General features: G+C 70.6%; 21 protein-coding genes. 11 read left to right on the forward strand and 10 right to left on the reverse strand.

Annotated elements, in window-relative coordinates; translation table 11 throughout:
- Positions 1-57: 57 nt before the first annotated feature.
- The 4 genes from CEG14_RS16335 to CEG14_RS16350 are packed head-to-tail and all read right to left on the reverse strand — an operon-like array spanning position 58 to position 4,250.
- Entirely contained in the window at positions 58-993 is a 936-nt protein-coding gene (locus CEG14_RS16335) for a dihydrodipicolinate synthase family protein (RefSeq protein ID WP_094827352.1), read from the reverse strand.
- Between the two features lie 5 nt (positions 994-998).
- Entirely contained in the window at positions 999-2,171 is a 1,173-nt protein-coding gene (locus CEG14_RS16340; RefSeq protein WP_094827353.1) for an L-rhamnonate dehydratase, read from the reverse strand.
- Positions 2,172-2,210: 39 nt separating this feature from the next.
- Complete coding sequence (locus CEG14_RS16345) at positions 2,211-3,257, reverse strand: 4-hydroxythreonine-4-phosphate dehydrogenase PdxA (protein WP_094827354.1); 1,047 nt, start codon at positions 3,255-3,257, stop codon at positions 2,211-2,213.
- A gap of 30 nt (positions 3,258-3,287) precedes the next feature.
- The gene (locus CEG14_RS16350; protein WP_094827355.1) at positions 3,288-4,250 is read right to left on the reverse strand and encodes a Bug family tripartite tricarboxylate transporter substrate binding protein; all 963 of its coding nucleotides are present in this window, start codon (positions 4,248-4,250) and stop codon (positions 3,288-3,290) included.
- Positions 4,251-4,365: 115 nt separating this feature from the next.
- Between CEG14_RS16350 and CEG14_RS16355 the strand changes: the two genes are divergently transcribed.
- Both CEG14_RS16355 and CEG14_RS16360 read left to right on the forward strand, forming a co-directional pair.
- Positions 4,366-5,334, forward strand: a complete 969-nt coding sequence (locus CEG14_RS16355) for a LysR family transcriptional regulator (RefSeq protein ID WP_094827356.1) — start codon at positions 4,366-4,368, stop codon at positions 5,332-5,334.
- A gap of 70 nt (positions 5,335-5,404) precedes the next feature.
- Entirely contained in the window at positions 5,405-5,902 is a 498-nt protein-coding gene (locus CEG14_RS16360) for a copper resistance protein NlpE (RefSeq protein ID WP_094827357.1), read from the forward strand.
- A 32-nt stretch (positions 5,903-5,934) separates the two neighbouring features.
- Here the strand turns inward: CEG14_RS16360 and CEG14_RS16365 are convergent, their stop codons facing one another.
- Positions 5,935-6,135, reverse strand: a complete 201-nt coding sequence (locus CEG14_RS16365; protein ID WP_094827358.1) for an oxidoreductase-like domain-containing protein — start codon at positions 6,133-6,135, stop codon at positions 5,935-5,937.
- Between the two features lie 195 nt (positions 6,136-6,330).
- Here CEG14_RS16365 and CEG14_RS16370 point away from each other — a divergent pair, with 195 nt between their 5' ends.
- The 6 genes from CEG14_RS16370 to CEG14_RS16395 all read left to right on the forward strand — a co-directional run bounded on the left by CEG14_RS16370 (position 6,331) and on the right by CEG14_RS16395 (position 11,715).
- The gene (locus tag CEG14_RS16370; protein WP_094827359.1) at positions 6,331-8,568 is read left to right on the forward strand and encodes an ATP-binding protein; all 2,238 of its coding nucleotides are present in this window, start codon (positions 6,331-6,333) and stop codon (positions 8,566-8,568) included.
- Positions 8,565-8,927 carry a response regulator gene (locus CEG14_RS16375; protein WP_094827360.1) on the forward strand — a complete coding sequence of 121 codons (363 nt, stop codon included), beginning with the start codon at positions 8,565-8,567 and terminating at the stop codon, positions 8,925-8,927. Before CEG14_RS16370 ends, CEG14_RS16375 begins: the two co-directional genes overlap by 4 nt.
- Positions 8,928-8,936: 9 nt before the next feature.
- Positions 8,937-9,596: a hypothetical protein gene (locus tag CEG14_RS16380; RefSeq protein ID WP_094827361.1), complete on the forward strand. Its 660-nt coding sequence runs from the start codon at positions 8,937-8,939 to the stop codon at positions 9,594-9,596.
- Positions 9,593-10,177, forward strand: a complete 585-nt coding sequence (locus CEG14_RS16385; protein ID WP_094827362.1) for a biliverdin-producing heme oxygenase — start codon at positions 9,593-9,595, stop codon at positions 10,175-10,177. Before CEG14_RS16380 ends, CEG14_RS16385 begins: the two co-directional genes overlap by 4 nt.
- Before the next feature lie 11 nt (positions 10,178-10,188).
- Positions 10,189-10,998, forward strand: coding sequence for an AraC family transcriptional regulator (locus CEG14_RS16390; protein WP_094827363.1), 810 nt, complete (start codon positions 10,189-10,191; stop codon positions 10,996-10,998).
- Positions 10,999-11,070: 72 nt separating this feature from the next.
- Entirely contained in the window at positions 11,071-11,715 is a 645-nt protein-coding gene (locus CEG14_RS16395; protein ID WP_094827364.1) for a LysE family translocator, read from the forward strand.
- A gap of 13 nt (positions 11,716-11,728) precedes the next feature.
- Here the strand turns inward: CEG14_RS16395 and CEG14_RS16400 are convergent, their stop codons facing one another.
- The 4 genes from CEG14_RS16400 to CEG14_RS16415 form a co-directional block, all read right to left on the reverse strand.
- A complete protein-coding gene (locus CEG14_RS16400) occupies positions 11,729-12,586 on the reverse strand; it encodes a hypothetical protein (RefSeq protein WP_094827365.1) in 858 nt (285 codons plus the stop codon).
- A 136-nt stretch (positions 12,587-12,722) separates the two neighbouring features.
- Positions 12,723-12,923 (reverse strand): hypothetical protein, encoded by a 201-nt coding sequence (locus tag CEG14_RS16405; protein WP_094827366.1) that lies wholly within the window; start codon positions 12,921-12,923, stop codon positions 12,723-12,725.
- Between the two features lie 116 nt (positions 12,924-13,039).
- The gene (locus CEG14_RS16410; RefSeq protein ID WP_094827367.1) at positions 13,040-13,348 is read right to left on the reverse strand and encodes a putative quinol monooxygenase; all 309 of its coding nucleotides are present in this window, start codon (positions 13,346-13,348) and stop codon (positions 13,040-13,042) included.
- 116 nt (positions 13,349-13,464) lie between these two features.
- Complete coding sequence (locus CEG14_RS16415; RefSeq protein ID WP_094827368.1) at positions 13,465-13,701, reverse strand: hypothetical protein; 237 nt, start codon at positions 13,699-13,701, stop codon at positions 13,465-13,467.
- A gap of 357 nt (positions 13,702-14,058) precedes the next feature.
- On the opposite strand from CEG14_RS16415, the gene CEG14_RS16420 reads away from it, so the two are divergent.
- From CEG14_RS16420 to CEG14_RS16430, 3 genes are all read left to right on the forward strand, one after another.
- Complete coding sequence (locus tag CEG14_RS16420; RefSeq protein ID WP_094827369.1) at positions 14,059-14,334, forward strand: hypothetical protein; 276 nt, start codon at positions 14,059-14,061, stop codon at positions 14,332-14,334.
- Between the two features lie 116 nt (positions 14,335-14,450).
- Positions 14,451-15,305 (forward strand): DMT family transporter, encoded by an 855-nt coding sequence (locus CEG14_RS16425; protein WP_094827590.1) that lies wholly within the window; start codon positions 14,451-14,453, stop codon positions 15,303-15,305.
- A gap of 161 nt (positions 15,306-15,466) precedes the next feature.
- On the forward strand, positions 15,467-15,679 hold the full coding sequence (locus tag CEG14_RS16430) for a YdcH family protein (protein ID WP_094827370.1): 213 nt from the start codon (positions 15,467-15,469) through the stop codon (positions 15,677-15,679).
- 6 nt (positions 15,680-15,685) lie between these two features.
- On the opposite strand, the gene CEG14_RS16435 is transcribed toward CEG14_RS16430, so the two are convergent.
- Positions 15,686-16,843 carry a GGDEF domain-containing protein gene (locus CEG14_RS16435; protein WP_094827371.1) on the reverse strand — a complete coding sequence of 386 codons (1,158 nt, stop codon included), beginning with the start codon at positions 16,841-16,843 and terminating at the stop codon, positions 15,686-15,688.
- Between the last annotated feature and the right edge of the window lie 72 nt (positions 16,844-16,915).

Genomic DNA, 16,915 nt, shown 5'->3' on the forward strand with positions numbered 1-16,915 from the left:
CACCCGGGCTGCGCGCACTGCGTCGGGCAGCCCGGGCGCGGCAGGCCGCGCGCCGCCTCAGCGCCCCCAGCGCAACACCATCGGATCGAGGCGGCGCGCCGTGTCGAGCAGGCCGGCGCGCACCTCGGGCGTCATGGGCGGCCAGGGGTGACGGCCGGCGTCGCAGGCGATCACGCCGCCGGCCAGCATCAGCGCCTTGCACGCCAGGATGCCCGCCTGGCGATTCTCGTAGTTGATGAGCGGCAGCCAGTCGCGATAGCGCGCGTAGGCCTCGTCGTGGCGTCCGGCGCGGTGCGCCTCGATGATGGGGCGGATGCCGTCGGGATAGCCGCCGCCCGTCATGGCGCCGGTCGCGCCCGCATCCAGATCCGGCAGCAGCGTGATGGCCTCCTCGCCGTCCCAGGGGCCCTCGATCGCCTCGCCGCCCAGGCGGATCAGCTCGCGCAGCTTGCCGGCCGCGCCGGCGGTCTCGATCTTGAAATACGCAACCTGTTCGATCTCGCGCGCCAGCGTCGCCAGGAAGGCGGCCGACAGCGGCGTGCCGGCCACCGGCGCGTCCTGGATCATGATCGGGATCGCGAGCGCATCGGAGAGCCGGGCATAGAACTCGCGGATCGCGCCCTCGCCCACGCGGAACGTGGCGCCGTGATAGGGCGGCATCACCATCACCATGGCCGCGCCCTGCGCCTGCGCACGCCGGCTACGCGCGATGCACACGTCGGTGCTGAAGTGCGAGGTGGTCACGATCACCGGCACCCGCCCCGCCACGTGCGCGAGGATCAGGGCGGTGAGCTGTTCGCGCTCGTCGTCGGAAAGCAGGAACTGCTCGGAGAAGTTCGCCAGGATGCACAGCCCGTCCGAGCCGGCATCGATCATGAAATCGACGGCGCGCTTCTGGCTGTCGAGGTCGAGCCGGCCCTGGTCGTCGAACGTGGTGGGCACCACCGGGAAGATGCCGCGGTAGCGCGGCGCGCTGCGGGAAGGGTTGGCCATGGCGCTCATTCGATGATGTTGAACTGGTCGAGGAACTCGGTCTTGAGCGTGAGGCCCAGGCCCGGCGTGTCGTCGTCGAGTTGCAGGAAGCCGCGTTCGGCCACGGGCTCGCCGTCGAAGATGTAGTAGAACAGCTCGTTGCCGACCTCCACGTCGAACATCGGGAAGTACTCGCTCATGGGCGAGGCCAGCGTGCTCATGGTGAGATGGTAGTTGTGCATCTGGCCCGCGTGCGGAATCACCGGCACGCTGTAGGCCTCGCACAGCGCGTTGATCTTGTGCGCGGCGGTGATGCCGCCCACGCGATTGGTGTCGTACTGCACCACCGACACCGCGCGGCGGTCGAGCAGCTGCTTGAAGCCATAGAGCGAAAACTCGTGCTCGCCGCCCGAGATCGGAATGGGGCCGAGCCGGTTCAGCTCGGCATAGCCGTCGATGTCGTCGGCGATCACGGGCTCCTCCAGCCAGCGCGGCTGGAACCGCTCGAGCTTGGGCAGGATGCGGCGCGCGTACTCCACGTTCCAGCCCATGTAGCACTCCAGCATCAGGTCGTTTTCATAGCCGATCACCTCGCGCACGGCCTCCACCGATTTCAGGTTTTCGGTCACGCCTTGCTGGCCGTGCGCCGGGCCGTAGCCGAAGCGCATCTTGAAGGCGGTGAAGCCCTGCTCCAGATAGGTGCGGGCCTCTTCCTGCATGGCGCGCAGATCGGTGCGATAGAGCTTGGAGTAGTAGCACGGGATCTTCTCCTTGGTGCGTCCGCCGAGCAGCTTGAACACCGGCTTGCCCACCGACTTTCCGAGAATGTCCCAGATCGCGATGTCGACCGCCGAGATCGCCGCCATGCCCACCCCCTTGCGCCCCCAGGCCTGGGTGGCGCGGTACATGCGCTGCCACAGGTATTCATAGTCCCAGGGGTCGTGGCCCACGACCAGCGGCGCCAGGTACTGGTCGATGATGGCCTTGGCGATGCGCGGCGCGAGCGCCACGTTGCCCAGCCCCACGATGCCGTCGTCGGTTTCGATCTCGACCACGGTCCAGCCATGGAAGCGGAACGTGCTCATGGTCTCGGTCGGGGAGTACAGCAGGTCCATTGCGTTGGAGCAGAAGTTGCCCTGCGGCGGCACGGTCTTGCCGGTCCACTCGAACACGCGGGCGCGCACGGATTTGATTTTCATGTAGCGGGTTTCCTGTCGTAGGGATGAGGGGGCGTGGGCTCAGGCGGCGGAGGCGGCCGCGCGGCGCTGGGCCGCGCCCATGCGGGCGGCGATGCGCAGGGCCTGCCAGGTGGCCTCGGGGTTGGCGCGGCCCTGGCCCGCGATGTCGTAGGCGGTGCCGTGCGCGGGCGTGGTGATCGGGATCGGCAGGCCGCCCTGCACGGTCACGCCGCGCGAGAAGCCCAGCAGCTTGATCGCGATCTGCCCCTGGTCGTGATACATGGTGACCACCGCGTCGAACTCGCCGGCTTGCGCCTTGAGGAACACGGTGTCGGCCGGAAACGGGCCGGCGAACGGTGCGGCGCTGTCCCAGGCGCGGGCCTGCAGCGCCGCCACCGCCGGACCGATGATCTCGATCTCCTCGCGGCCGCAGGTGCCGCCGTCGCCGCCGTGCGGATTGAGCGCGGCGATGGCGATCCGCGGCGCGGCCACGCCATTGGCGCGCAGCGCGCGATAGATCAGCGTGGCGGCCTGCTCGATGCGCGGCTGCGTGAGGTGGCGCGTCACGTCGGCGAGCGGCACGTGCGAGGAGATGCGCGAGGTCCACAGATCGCCCAGCGTGTTGAACTCGCAGAAGTAGCCGGTCACGCCCAGGTATTCGGCGAAGTGGTGCAGCTCGTCCTCGAAGCGCAGCCCGCCCTGCTTCATGGCGAACTTGTTCAGCGGGGCGAAGCAGATGGCGTCGATGCTGCCGGCCAGCGCCGCGTCCATGCACAGGTCCAGCACCTGCAGCACGGAGCGCCCGCCCGCGGCCTCGGCGCGGCCTACGTGCACGTCGGCCTGCGCCACGGTGTCGAGCGCCACGAACGCGGGCCGGCCGGTGTCGCGCCGGCCGCGCGCCTGCGCCAGGTCGGCGATGGCCTCGGTGGCCACCGTCACGCCGGCGGAGCGCTGGCCGGCCTGCCAGAGCCAGGGGTCGCCCACCAGCACCAGGTTGGCCTGCGCGCAGGCGTCGGGCCGCGCCAGCACGCGGGCGATGAGCTCGGGGCCGATGCCGGCGGGGTCGCCGAGCGTGAGGGCCACGACGGGCAGGGATGCGTCAGTCATGAGAGTCCTGGGATAACGGAGGCGGTCGGGTCATTCGACCGAGATGTGGTTCTTGCGGATGATGGCGGCGTAGCGCGCGTTCTCGGCGCGATGGAAATCGGCAAACGCCTGGCGCGACATCGGCGTGACGTCGGCGCCGATGGCGGCCAGCCGGGCACGCGTGTCGGGCTGCTCGAGAATGCGGTTGACCTCGTCGTGCACACGCTGCTGCACCGCCGGCGGGGTGCTGGACGGCATGTAGATGCCATACCAGGCGCCCATCTCGACGCCCGCCACACCGGCCTCGGCCATGGTGGGCACGTCCGGCAGTTGCGCGTTGCGCGCCGGGCTGAGCACGGCGAGCGCGCGCAGCTTGCCGCTCTTGACGTGGCCGATGGCCGACGAGGCGGTCTCGAACGCGAACTGCACCTGGCCGCTGATCAGGTCGACCATGGCCGGGCCGCTGCCGCGATAGGGCACGTGGGTGGCCTGCACGCCGGCCACGTCCATGAAGATCTCGGCCGCGATGTGCTGCGTGCTGCCGGCGCCGCTGCTGGCGAAGTTGAGCTGGCCGGGCTTCGCGCGCAGCAGCGCCACCAGCTCGGCCACCGATTTCGCCGGCAGCGCGGGGTTCACCACCAGCACGTTCGGCACGGATCCCACGTAGACCACCGGCACCAGGTCGCGGTCGTTGTCGTAGTTGAGCTTGAGCAGGTGCGGCGCGATGGCATGCGCGGTCGACACGCCCATCACCATCGTGTGGCCGTCGCCCGACTTGGCGGTCTGGTCGGCGGCGAGCGTGTTGGAGGCGCCGGGCTTGTTCTCGACCACCACGGTCTGGCCCAGCGCCGGGCCCAGCTTGTCGGCCACGGCGCGCGCCATGGCGTCGGTGCCGCCGCCCGGGGCCGAGCCGACCAGCATGCGCACCGGCCGGTTCGGCCAGTCGGCGGCGTGGACCGCCGTGTGGATGCCGCAGGCCAGCGCGAGCGCGGCCCCGAATGTCCAGACTTTCATGGTTTGTCTCCGGTATTGGAATCGTTGTGGAGACGATCTTAGAGAGGTCGATTCTTTCCGTAAAATGAAAGCTTCGCATCAATCGATATCCTGGGATTATCAATCGAGGCGCACCATGACCACCCGCTCTCCGGCTTCCTCGCTGCTCAATCGTTTGCGCATGCGCCAGGTCGCCCTGCTGCTCGCGATCGAGGAGCACACCACGATGCGCAGCGCCGCCGAGGCGCTGGGCATGACCCAGCCCGCGGCCAGCAAGATGCTGCAGGAGCTCGAGAGCGCGCTCGGCCAGCGCCTGTTCGACCGGGTCGGCCGCGGGCTGGCGCTGACGCCGGCCGGTGCCTGCGTGCTCAACTATTTCCGCGGCCTGCGCGGCACCATGAATTCGCTGGCGCGCGAGCTCGACGACATCCGCCTGGGCGGCGCCGGCAAGCTGTCGATCGGCAGCATCATGGCCGCGTCGCCGGGCCCGCTCACCGATGCGCTGGTGCAGCTCAAGGCGGAGTTCCCGCTGCTGGCGGTGGAGATCCTCACCGGCACCAGCGACATGCTGATCGCGCGCCTGCACGAGGGCGAGCTCGACGTGGTGCTGGGCCGCATGCTGAGCCTGCCGGCGCGCGACTACGCGTTTCGCCCCATCGAGGACGAGGCGCTGTCGGTGATCGCCGCGGTCGATCATCCGCTGGCGGCACTCTCCGACGTGAGCTTCGACGCCATGCAGGACTATCGCTGGATCCTGCAGCCGCATGGCAGCCCGATGCGCGACGTGGTGGAGCAGGAGTTTCGCGCCAACCACAAGCCGGTGCCGCGCGGCCTGATCGAGACCGTCTCGATCCTGACCACCACCAATCTGGTGGCCAAGACCGACATGATCGGCGTGATCCCCGAATCGGTGGCGGGACGTTACGAACGCCACGGCCTGCTGCGCATCCTGCCCTATCGCATCCGCCATTCGCTGTCGGCGTACGGCACCATCGTGCGGCGTGACCGGCCGCGCAGCGACGAGGCCGCCCGCTTCCTCGACCTGTTGCATGGGGCGGCACGCGACTTCGCCAGCACGGGCCTGTCCACGGCAAACATCCCGTAACAGCGTCGCCGTGCAAATCTCCGCCGTTCGGGTAGCTTGGAATCTCCCTTACGCGATCAAGGAGACTGTGATGAAACCCGTGATTCCCGCGCTCGCTGTCGCATTGGTACTGGCCGGTTGCGGCGGCCCCGAAGAGATCCGGCGCAACCCGCCGCCCCCGCCGCCCGCCGCCGCGCCCGCGCCGCCTGCCGCACCGGGCGCAGCCGCCCCGGGCGCCGCCGTGGCGCCGCTGGGCTCGACCACCCGCACCGCCCTGAACTGGTGGGGCATGTACGAAGGGACGCTGCCCTGCGCCGATTGCCCGGGCATCCGCACCCGCCTGACGCTGATGCAGGACAACACCTATCAGCTGCAGACCCAGTACCTGGACCGCCAGGCCGCGCCGCAGACGGTGCAGGGCCGCTTCATCTGGATGCAGGACGGCGTCACCATCCAGCTCGACGCGGCCGGTTCCAACCAGCGTTATCTGGTGGGCGAACAGCGCCTCACCCTGCTCTACCAGGACGGCTCGCTGCCCACCGGCACGATGGCCCAGCACTACGTCCTGACGCGCACCTCGCCGCGCTGAGGGCCGCCAGCGGGCGGCGGCGCGGCGCGCCGTCAGCCCTGGCGCGCGCGCTGGCGCGCCTCCCAGGCGGCCAGCGCCTCGCGATACTGCTCGCGCGCCTCGTCGTACATGTCATACACACACGGAATGCAGCCGCTCTGGCAGCACTCGCTGGGCGCGGGCGGCTCGGGCGGCAGCGGCCGGGGGTCGTCGGCCGGCCCGGCGTCGTCGGCATGCGGGGTAGCGATCATCATGAAAACCTGTCTGCAGGGGTGGCACCGCTGACGCAAACACCCCGTCAAATGCGGCCCTTTTACTTTTCCGGAAGAAATATTCCGATACTTTGCACTCGTAGGCTGCAAGTTTATTTGACATAATGCACCTAGCTTGAGCCCGCCGCACGGACGGGCCCGTCCCCAGCCGCCCGATCGCGCGGCATCACGAATTAGATGAATCCGAATCCGCCCAACGCGCCAGCCGTCACGCTGGCCAATTGCGATAGCGAGCCTATCCATATCCCCGGGGCCATCCAGCCCCAGGGAGCGCTCATCGCGATCGACCGGGGCGGTGTGCTGCGGCATGTCAGCACCAACGCATCGGCCGCGCTCGGCCAGACTCTGGTGCTCGGCCAGGCCCTGATGCTGAATGCGCTGCCGCGGCCGCTCGACCGCCATGTGGCCGACTGGCTGCGCACGCCGGCGGACGAAGAGCCCACGTTCGATCCCTTCGACATGGTCGCCGGCGCCGAGCGCTACGACGTCGTCGCGCACCAGAACGTCGACGGGCTGATCGTGATCGAGTTCGAGCGCTGCGCCCTCGAACAGAGCTTCCTCACCCAGTCGCTGCACCGCTCGTATCGCAGCATCGAGCAGCTGCGCCGCCAGCGTTCGGTCGAAGGCCTGCTCACGCTGGCCGTGCGCGAAGTGCGCCGCGTCACCGGCTTCGACCGCGTGATGGCCTATCGCTTCCATCCCGACGACAGCGGCGAGATCGTGCGCGAAGAGCGCCGCGCCGACCTCGACGACTGGGAAGGCCGGCGCTATCCGGCCGCCGACATCCCGGCGCAGGCGCGCCGGCTGTACACGGTCAACACGCTGCGGCTGATCGCCGACGCACACTACCAGCCCGTGCGCATCCTGGCCGACCGCGCCGACGCCACGCCGCTGGACCTGAGCCACAGCGTGCTGCGCAGCGTGTCGCCGATCCACATCGAATACATGAACAACATGGGCGTGCGCGCCTCCATGAGCATCTCGCTGGTGATCGGCGGCAAGCTCTGGGGCATGATCGCCTGCCATCATCTGTCGCCGCGCCACGTGCCCTACAGCGTGCGCATGGCCTGCGAGGTGCTGGCGCAGGTGCTGTCGGCCTCGATCTCGACCTTCGAAAGCGCCGCGCGCGCCGAGCGCCGCCGCATCGACTCCGCGCTGATCAGCCGCCTCACCGAACGCGCCTCCGACCAGGACGACATGCACCTGGCGCTCACGCGCGGCGACGAGACGCCGGCCCACCTGCTGCCCTGCGACGCGGCCCTGTGCCTGTGGGGCAATTCGGTCACCGTGTTCAGCGGCATCGCGCCGCGCGGCGAGCTCACCGGCATCCTGGCCGCGCTCGACAAGAGCGGCCAGCGCATGGTGATCTCCACCAGCATCCAGCGCGACTTCCCCGAACTCCAGACCGAGCTCGTGCCCTACGCCGGCCTGATGGCCTGCAAGTTCGACACGCTGGCCAACGGCTGGCTGGTGTGGCTGCGCAAGGAGCAGGTCGAGACGCTGGTGTGGGGCGGCAAGCCCGAGAAACAATACGCCTACGGCACCCAGGGCCCGCGCCTCACGCCGCGGGGCTCGTTCGAGGCCTGGCGCGAAACCGTGCGCCACACCAGCCTGCCGTGGCTGGCCCACGAGGTCGAGGCGGCCGACGATCTGCGCGACGAGCTCTCGCACATCTCCGCCTCGCGCGTGGCCGACATCGACCGCGCCCGCACCGCGCTGCTGGCCATGCTGGGCCACGACCTGCGCGACCCGCTGCAATCGATCTCGATGGCCGCCACGCTGCTGTCGCGCACCGACGCCGGCGCCAAGATGGGCGAGCGCATCCGCTACTCGAGCGGCCGCATGCAGCGCCTGATCTCGCAGGTGCTCGACCTGTCGCGCCTGCAGGGCGGCGTGGGCCTGGGCCTGCAACACGGGCTGTGCGACCTGAGCCAGCTGATCGCCAACCTGATCGACGAGAAGCGCCACGCCTTTCCCGGCGTGATGATCCTGCCCGAGGTCGAGCCCGAACTGATCCTGTGGGCCGATGCCGACCGCATCGTGCAGGTGCTCGCCAACCTGCTGAGCAACGCCCGCCAGCACGGCACGCAGCGCCAGCCGATCCGGGTGCACGCGCAGCGCGCGGGCGATGAGGTGGTGCTGCGCGTGACCAATCACGGCGCGCCCATTCCCGATGACGTGCGTTCCCATCTCTTTTCGGCATTCAAGCCCGAATCGGCGGGCCAGAGCCGCAACCGAAGTGGGTTAGGATTGGGCCTGTACATCGCCGACCAGATCGTGCGCGCCCACGAGGGCACGCTGGTCCTGAGCTGCGGCGATGGCCTGGTGACCTTCACCGTCACCCTCCCGGCCGCCCAGGGCATGGACGCCGGCGACACCCCCGACCCGTCCCACACTCCCGGAGGAACATCTTGAGCAACACGGCCGCCCCGCGCATCGTGCTGGTGGACGACAACGAGATGGCGGCGGAGCTGCTATCCGAATTTCTGACGCTGTCCGGACTGGACGTACGCGTGGCTTATGACGGCGCCCAGGCGCTGGCCGCGTGCGCCGAGTTCCAACCCCATACCGTCGTCCTCGATATCCTCTTGCCCGATATCGATGGATATGAACTGGCGCGGCGCCTGCGCGAGCAGCACCGGCCTGCCCCCCGCCTCATCGCATTGAGCGGGCTCGCCCGCACGCGCGGCGACGGTCGCGGCGATCTTTTCGACGACTGGATCGAAAAGCCCGCCGACCCCGACGCCCTGCTGGCGCTGCTCAAGCAACCCTAAGGTACTTCCATGGTCACGCTCGATTGGCAGAACGATTTGCAGGCCCAGGGGGTCAGGTTCAAGGTCCTGGCCCACGTGTTTCCCGTTCTGCGCCACGACGTCATCGGGCCCATCTCCAACGCGGCGCTGGCCGCGGCGATGCTGCACCAGGTGCCCGACGACACGCCCACGCTGGCCGCGCAGGCGCGCCACGAGCGGCTGGTGGGTGACATGGAAAGCCTGCTCGACGAAGGCGTCGCCTCGCTGCGCGGCCTCGACGACTGGCTGATCGACCGCCATCGCAGCGTCGCCAGCGCGACCCTGCTCAACGAATGCCGCCGGCTGGTGTTCACCCGCCTGATGGCCACCGGCAAGCAGATCCACCTGCCCGAGACGCTCGACGGCCCCGATCTCTCCGAATACAGCGCGCGCTACATCATGATCGCGTGGCTGCTGTGCCTGGTCGACACGCTGGCCGAAGGCCAGGCGGTCACGATCGAATCGGTGGCGCCCGGCTTCTGGACCGCCCAGCCCGGCGGCGCACGCGCGCCGCAGAGCGACGACGGCCAGGCCGCGCCGGTGCGCGCCGTCGAAATGCAGTGGCTCGCCAATGCCGGCGGCTGGATCGCCGAATGCGGCGACTCGCTCTGGACACTGCGCTGCCCGCCCCGCCCCACCACTTCCGCATGATCACGCCCACTCACGAAATACTGCGCAACGGCACGCGCGAACGCCACGAACGCCTCGACCAGGGCCTGGCGCTGGCGCGCCCCGATGCCGACGGCCCCGTCTACGTCGCCTATCTGCAGGCCCTGCGCGGCTGGCTCGCGCCCCTCGAAGCCAATCTATGGCGCCTGGGCTGGCCCGACGAGCTCGCCGCCGCGCGCCGCGCCGGCAAGGTGCGCTGGCTCGACCAGGATCTCGCCGCCGCCGGCGCCACGCCCACCGATGCGCTGTGCGCCACGCTGCCCGCGCTCGACGCGCCCGACGCCTACGCGCTCGGCGTGGCCTACGTCATCGAGGGCTCGCAGCTGGGCGGCCGCTTTCTCGCGCGCCAGCTCGCCGAGCGCATGCCCGGCCACCCGCTGCACTACCTGAACGGCTACGGCGCCGACCTCGGCCCGCTGTGGAAGGGCTTCCTGCAGTACCTCGACACGCAGGTGCAGAGCCCGACCGAGCGCGAGCAGGCCGTGGCCGGCGCGCGCGACGCGTTCGACACCCTCACCGACTGGATGCGGCGCAACGGCGCCCTGCAGGCCGACGCCGCCTGAGGCCGCGCGCCATGAGCCCGTCCCGCTTCTGGCGCGACCCCGCCCTGCCCTACGCCGAGTGCCGGCGCGCCGACGACAGCCGCGCCTGTTATGTGGCGCATGCGCACGACACGCTGTCGGTGGGCATGGTCGAGCGCGGCGCCAGCCGCTACCGCTGCCCGACGGGCGAACAGGCGTTGCAAGCCGGCAGCGTCGTCATGGTGCCGGCGGGCGTGGTGCACGCCTGCAATCCCCTGCCCGGCCGCGCATGGAGCTATCGCATGCTCCACCTCGACGCGGCCTGGTGCGACGCGCTGTGGCGCGAAACCGGCCTGGACGCGCCGCTCGCGCCGGTGGTGTCGCACACCGGCGGCGCGGCACTCGCCGCGCTCACCGACCTGTTGTTCTCCCCGGCCGCCGCGGCCGACAAGGAAGCGGCGCTGGTCGATTACGTCGGCGGCCAGGGCTGGCATGACGCGCCCGCCGCGCCGGCGCACGCCGACACGGCCGGGGCGGCGCCGCATCCCGGCATCGCGCGCGTGGTCGCGCTGCTGCGCGCCGACTGCGCCTGCGTCCACACCCTCGCGGCGCTGGCCGCGCACGCGGGCCTGAGCCGCTATCACTTCATCCGCGCCTTCCACGCGCGCACCGGCATGACGCCGCATGCCTACCAGACCGACCAGCGCATCCAGCAGGCGCGCCGCCTGCTGCGCGCCGGCGCGGCGCCGGCCCGCGTCGCCCACGACCTCGGCTTCGCCGACCAGAGCCACTTCCAGCGCGTGTTCAAGGCGCGCGTGGCCGTCACGCCCGGCCAATATCGCGCGCCCGCATCCGGTCGCTGAGGCGCGCCGCACTTTCGTTCTATCCCGCACCGCGCGCGCCGGCCACACTGCCGGCTTTGTGCAGAGGGTGGCATGGACGTTTCCTGGCAGCAGTTCGGCGTGGTCGCGGGCGCACATTTCCTGGCCATGCTGAGCCCGGGCCCCGACTTCGTGCTGATCGCGCGCAGCAGCATGCTGCGCGGCTGGCGCCGCACCCTGCCGCTGTGCGCCGGCATCGCGGCGGCCAACGGCCTGTTCGTGGCGCTGGCCATCGGCGGCCTGGCGGTGCTGCGCGAAGGCACGTGGGCGTTCCAGGCGCTGCAATGGACGGGCTGCGCCTATCTGGTCTATCTGGGCCAGCTGTTTCTGCGCCACGCCGGCCCGCTGCGGCTGGCCCCCGAGCACACGGCGCCGGCGGGCGCCGCGCCGCCCGTGCGCGATGCGGCGCGGGCCTTCGGCACCGGCCTGGCCAGCGGGCTGGTGAACCCGAAGAATGCGCTGTTCTATGCCAGCCTGTTTGCGCTGCTGGCCGAACGCACGCCCGCCGGCGTGCAGGCGCTGTACGGGGTCTGGATGACGGCGCTGGTGTTCGTGTGGGACGCGCTGGTCGCGGCCGCGCTGCGTCATCCCGCGATGGTGCGCCGCTACGCCGCCCGCAACGCCGCCATCGAACGCGTCACCGGCGTGGTGCTGCTGCTGATCGGCGCGGCCGCGGCCTGGCTCCTGCTGCGCGGCTGACGCGCGCCCACGCTCAGGCCACCCAGCAGCCGCTGATCAGCGGGGCGCCGCAGCGGCGCGCACTCACGCGGGCCGCCACGGCCCAGGCATCCATGCGCACCCGCAGGCCGGCATACACGCCATGGCCATCGCCCGCCGCGATGTCGCCGCCCGCCTCGATGCCCTCGCCGGCGCGGATCGCCATCCCCGCGCGCACGTCGCCCGCGGCGCGCATGCCCCACCCGGTCTCGAGGTGATCGCCCGCGACGATGTCGCCCTCGGCCTCGATGCCACGTCCCGCCCACAGCTCGCGCCCCGCCTGCACGTCGCCGCCCGACTTGATGCCGTGGCTCACGCGCAGACACCCTTCGGCATGCACGCCATCGCCGGCGCGCAGCATGCCGCCCACGCCGAGGTCCGCGCCCGCGCGCACCTCCCATTGCGCGCGCAGGTCGCCGGCGCAGGTGATCGCGCCGGCCGCCTCCACGCCCCACGCCGCCTTCAGGTCGGCGCCGCACTGGATGCCCGCCGCGCTGACGATGCTGGCGCCGGCCTCGATCCGGCCGCCCGCGACGAGATTGCCCGCGCGCAGGCCGCCCGCCGTGATGATGGCGCCGCCGGCGCGCAGCACGCCGTCGACGGTGGCGCCGCGCCGCAGCCGCAAGGTGCCCGCATAGACCAGCGCGTGCGCATCGAGCTCGTCGAGCTCGAGCACGGTCTCGGTGGGACCGAACTGGTCGAGCAGCCAGCAGGCGTCGTCCATGCGCTGGTCGGCGACCAGCGCATCGAGCACGGCCTGGTAGTCGCCGCTGCCGTGTTGATCGCGCAGGAACCAGCGATAGCCGGACGCGCAGGGATTCTTTGCCTTGACGAAATTCTTGGTGAGTTGCATGACGAACGTGAACGCAGGCCGCCGCCGGCCGCGTTCACGAAGAATGGCGGGCACGGCGATCGGCGGAATCAGGACGACGACCGTCCGCGGCGACGGGCCGCGGACGGTCGGGATCGGAAGAGGAATACGGCGGCGTTCAGCCGGGTTTGGCGCGCGCGTAGGCGCGGCGGGCCGCGATGTCCTGCGCGCCGAGCAACACCGGCGCGGCGACCGGACGGCAGGCGCCGCGGCCGCTGATCCGCACCGGGCCCGCGTAGGGGCGCGCGCCATGATCGGCGCGCGCGTCGGCACGCGGCTGGCGCCGTGCGGGCAGACTGGGAAATGCGGCGGGATGCATGGTCGGTTCGGGTTTGGCGCGGGCGCCTGGCGGGCGCCCGGGAGGGGTATCAGGCCGCGATACTAGCAAATGGCGCATGCGCGTCAAGCGCGCCGGCCGCGCGGAGGCGGCCTGCCTCAGCCGCGCAGCGGCCTGGGCGTCCAGTGCACGGCGTGTTGCTCGACCTTCGCGCCCAGGCGCCCGATCGCGGCCACGCCCTCGACGAAGTGCGGCGTGCGCTGGTGTTCCTGCAGCGCCTGCGCCGAGGTCCACATCTCGACCAGGAAGAACACATCGGGATTGCCGTCCGAGCGTGCCAGGTCATAGGTCAGGCAGCCAGGCTCCTGCACGCTGCCGGCCTGCAGGGCCTGCAACACGGCAAACAGCGCATCGCCCTGGCCGGCGGCGGCTTCGAAGGACACGACCAGATCGACAGGTTCCTGCATGGTTGCAACTCCGGATTGACTCGGCGCAAGTGTACGAGAGCGCTGCCACGCCGGCCCGCACGGCCCTGCTTGCAGCAGGGGTTCCGGCGCGGCGCGGGGGGCGGGATGGCGCGGAATCAGCGGGCCGGGTCGGCCGCGGCGGTCCGCTTGCGGGCGTGGTGGCGCTGCACCAGCATCAGCGTGGGCAGCAGCACGGGCGGCACCGCCAGCCCCCACAGGCCCACCGCCTTGAGCAGCTCCATGCTCTGCGCCTCGGGCAGCTGCGCGACGGACACATAGATGCCGAAACCGGTGAACAGCAGCGCGACGGCGCCGATGGACAGCAGGATGGGCATCATCTTGTTTTCAAGCATTTCGAACTCCGAGAGTGCATTGGCCGCCGGGATGACCCGGGGTCCGTTGCCATTGTAGCCATCCCGGCGGGACCGGCCGCGCCGGGGAGTGGAGGATCCGGGTCGTGGATCCGGGTTGCGAGCGCGCGTTGCAAGCGTGGGTTGCAGCAGCGGGTTGCAGCAGCGGGTTGCGGCAGCCGGTTGCAGGCGCAACGGTTCCGCCGCGTCCGGCGCGGGACGGCGCGGGGCGCGCCTCGATCTGGCTTGACCGGCCCGCGGCCGGACGGTATCTTGGTTGCGGACTCAACGGTTTGTGCCGTTGTCCCCTGTCGGCGCCGCACCCGCGGCTCCGGATCACCCCAGGATCGACCCGCCGCCATGCACGCCCGATTCACGCTCAGCCCGCCCGCCGCGCCCTCGCGCGGCGTGCCCGCACGCGTGGCCTCGCGCGTTGCCGTCGCAGGTCCGCCCGCCCGCGCCGGCACCCCGCCGCCCGCGCCGCGGCGCCAGGTCGGCGTCGTCTCGCCGCCGGTGGTCGTGTCGTGCGTCGTGTCGCCGCCCGCCGTGGTGCATGGCGTCGTCGCCCCGCCCGCCGTGGTGCGCGGTGTTTCGCCGCCCGCCGTGATGGCGGCCGTCGCGCCGCCGCGGCACTGATCCCCGGGGCTCCGCCCCACCCAAGCCCTTTCCGTCGTTGCCGCCGCTTGTGGCGGGCCTGCGCGTGCGCGCGCCGGTCGCGGAAAGCCGTCTTGTCCCGACAGGATATGTACAAGATGAATCGTCATCAGGCCTGGACCGCCTATGGGTCCACTTCATTGTTCGTGCTCGCCTGGAGCAGCGGCGCCATCGTCGCCAAGCTCAGCCTGGCCTATGCCAGCCCGTTTGCCTTTCTGCTGCTGCGTTTCGTGGTGGCGCTGGCCGCGCTCGTGCTCATCGCGTGGCGGCGCAAGCGCTGGCTGCCGCCGCGCGGCGCGCGCCTGGCCGTGGCGCGCGCCGGGCTCTTCATGCTGGGCGGCTACACCGTCTGCTATCTGCTCGCGCTGGCGCACGGGCTCACGCCCGGCGTGCTGGCGACCGTGCTCGGCGTGCAGCCGCTCGTGACCCTGCTGGTCACGGAGCGCCGCATCGCGCCGCTGCGCGCGCTCGGCCTGGCGCTGGCGCTCGCCGGCCTGGTGCTGGTGGTGTGGCAAGGCATGCGTCTGGACGGCCTGGGCGTGGCCGGCATGCTGTACGCCCTGGGCGCGCTGTTCTGCATCAGCGCCGGTGCGATCCTGCAGAAGCGCAGCGGCCAGGATCCCCTCACCGGCCTGCCGCTGCAATACGCGCTCAGCCTGGGGCTGTGCCTGGCGCTCGCGCCGACGGAGCCGCTCTGGCTCGTGCCCGGCTTCGGGCTGGCGTGGACGCTGGCGTGGCTGGGGCTGGTCATCTCGGTCGGCGCCACCCTGCTGTTCTACCGCCTCATCGCGGCGGGCAATCTGGTGAACGTGACCAGCCTGTTCTACCTGGTGCCGCTGGGCACCGCGGCGCTGGACTGGCTGCTGCTCGGCAACGTGCCGGCGCCGCAGTCGGTGGCGGGCATGGCGGCCATCCTGGCCGGCCTCGCCCTCGCCCTGCGCGCCGCCCGCTAGCGCGCTGCGGCGGCCCCGCTCCCGGGCGGGGCCGCCGTATCGCCGCGTCCCTTTTATTGTGCGAACGACCTTGGCCTATACTGGTCTGATTCAGAACACGGTCTCTATCCGGTCCGCGCGCTCGTCGCCGGGGCGCGGACGTTTCACCCCAGGAGGTCCTTATGTTCCCTGAGTATCAAGACTTGATATCGAAGCTCAACGGCGCCAATCCGCATTTCTCGCGGATGTACAGCCGGCACGGCGAACTCGACGAGCAGATCCAGAAAATGGAACGCGGACGCGAGCAGGCAACGCCGCTGGATATCGAGAAGCTCAAGAAGGAAAAGCTGCATCTCAAGGACCAGCTTTACGCCATGCTCAAGGACGCCGGCTGAGGCGCCTCAGGCGAGCGCTTCAGCGAGTTCCGGCGAGCCTTCGGCGAAGGCGCAGCGCATCCCGCCCTGCGCCTTGGCCCGGTAAAGCGCGGTATCGGCGGCCACCAGCACGCCTTGCGCGTCCGCATGGCTGGCGTCGATCATCGCGACGCCCACCGACACCCCCACCTCGACCCGTGTGCCGTCATCCAGCGTGATCGGCTGCGCGAGGTCGTGCATCAGGTGGTCGGCCAGGCGCTGCGCGGCATCGGGCATCACGCCCGTCGCCAGCAGCACGAACTCGTCGCCGCCCATCCGGGCAGCCACATCTCCCACCCGCAACATGGATCGCATGCGGGCAGCCAGCGTGCGCAGCACCTGGTCGCCCGCGGCATGACCGTGGCTGTCGTTGATGATCTTGAAGTCGTCGAGGTCGAGATACAGCAGCGCGCCGCACTGCTCGCGCTTGCGCGCCCCGGCGCAGACGCGGTCGAGGGCGGTCAGCAGACCGGTGCGATTGGCCAGGCCGGTGAGCGGATCCTCGCTCGCGCGCCGGTCGTTCTCGCGTTCGGCCAGCATCGTGGCCACGAGGATGCGATTGAGCCGATGCGACGCGATGGTCATGCTGATCAGATAGAACGGCACCTGGATGAACACGATCACCATCACCCACTCGCCCGTGAACAGCGCCCCCAGGCACATGGGCCCGAGGCTCAGCAGGATCATCGCGCCGACCAGGCGCGGCGCGCCATAGTTGCGAAAGCAGATACCGCCCGCCATCGCGCCGCAAGACACGCCGGCCAGCGTTGCCGCGAGCCAGTCGCCGTTCAGGAAGGTGATGAGCACGCCGTAGCCCACGCTGAAGGCCCACAGCAATGCGAGGGTGAGGTAGAGGTCGGTCTGGGTGGGCTCGCCGCGGCGCGCGGCGCGCAAGGAGTTGCGCAACACCGCCACGCGCACCACGGCCAGCAGGATCTCGAGCACCAGCCACGAGACGTAGAGGGGCACGGGATTGCGCCACACCACCACCGCCGAGATCATCACGGTGTTGATGACGCCGCCGGCAAAGATCGGCAATGTACCGAAAAGACTTGCGATCAGGGCGACACGGATCTCAGCCGGGGTATCGGCACCCCCATCGGTCAGCCATCGGGTCAATCGCCACGACGGCAGGCTGAAAATCATTCCCTTGTCCACGCCCTTGCTTCCATGCCAATGAATTGGCTCCATCAAGCCGCGTTTTATAACAGGTCTGTT

The sequence above is a fragment of the Bordetella genomosp. 1 genome, from assembly GCF_002261335.1.
Classification (GTDB): domain Bacteria; phylum Pseudomonadota; class Gammaproteobacteria; order Burkholderiales; family Burkholderiaceae_B; genus Bordetella.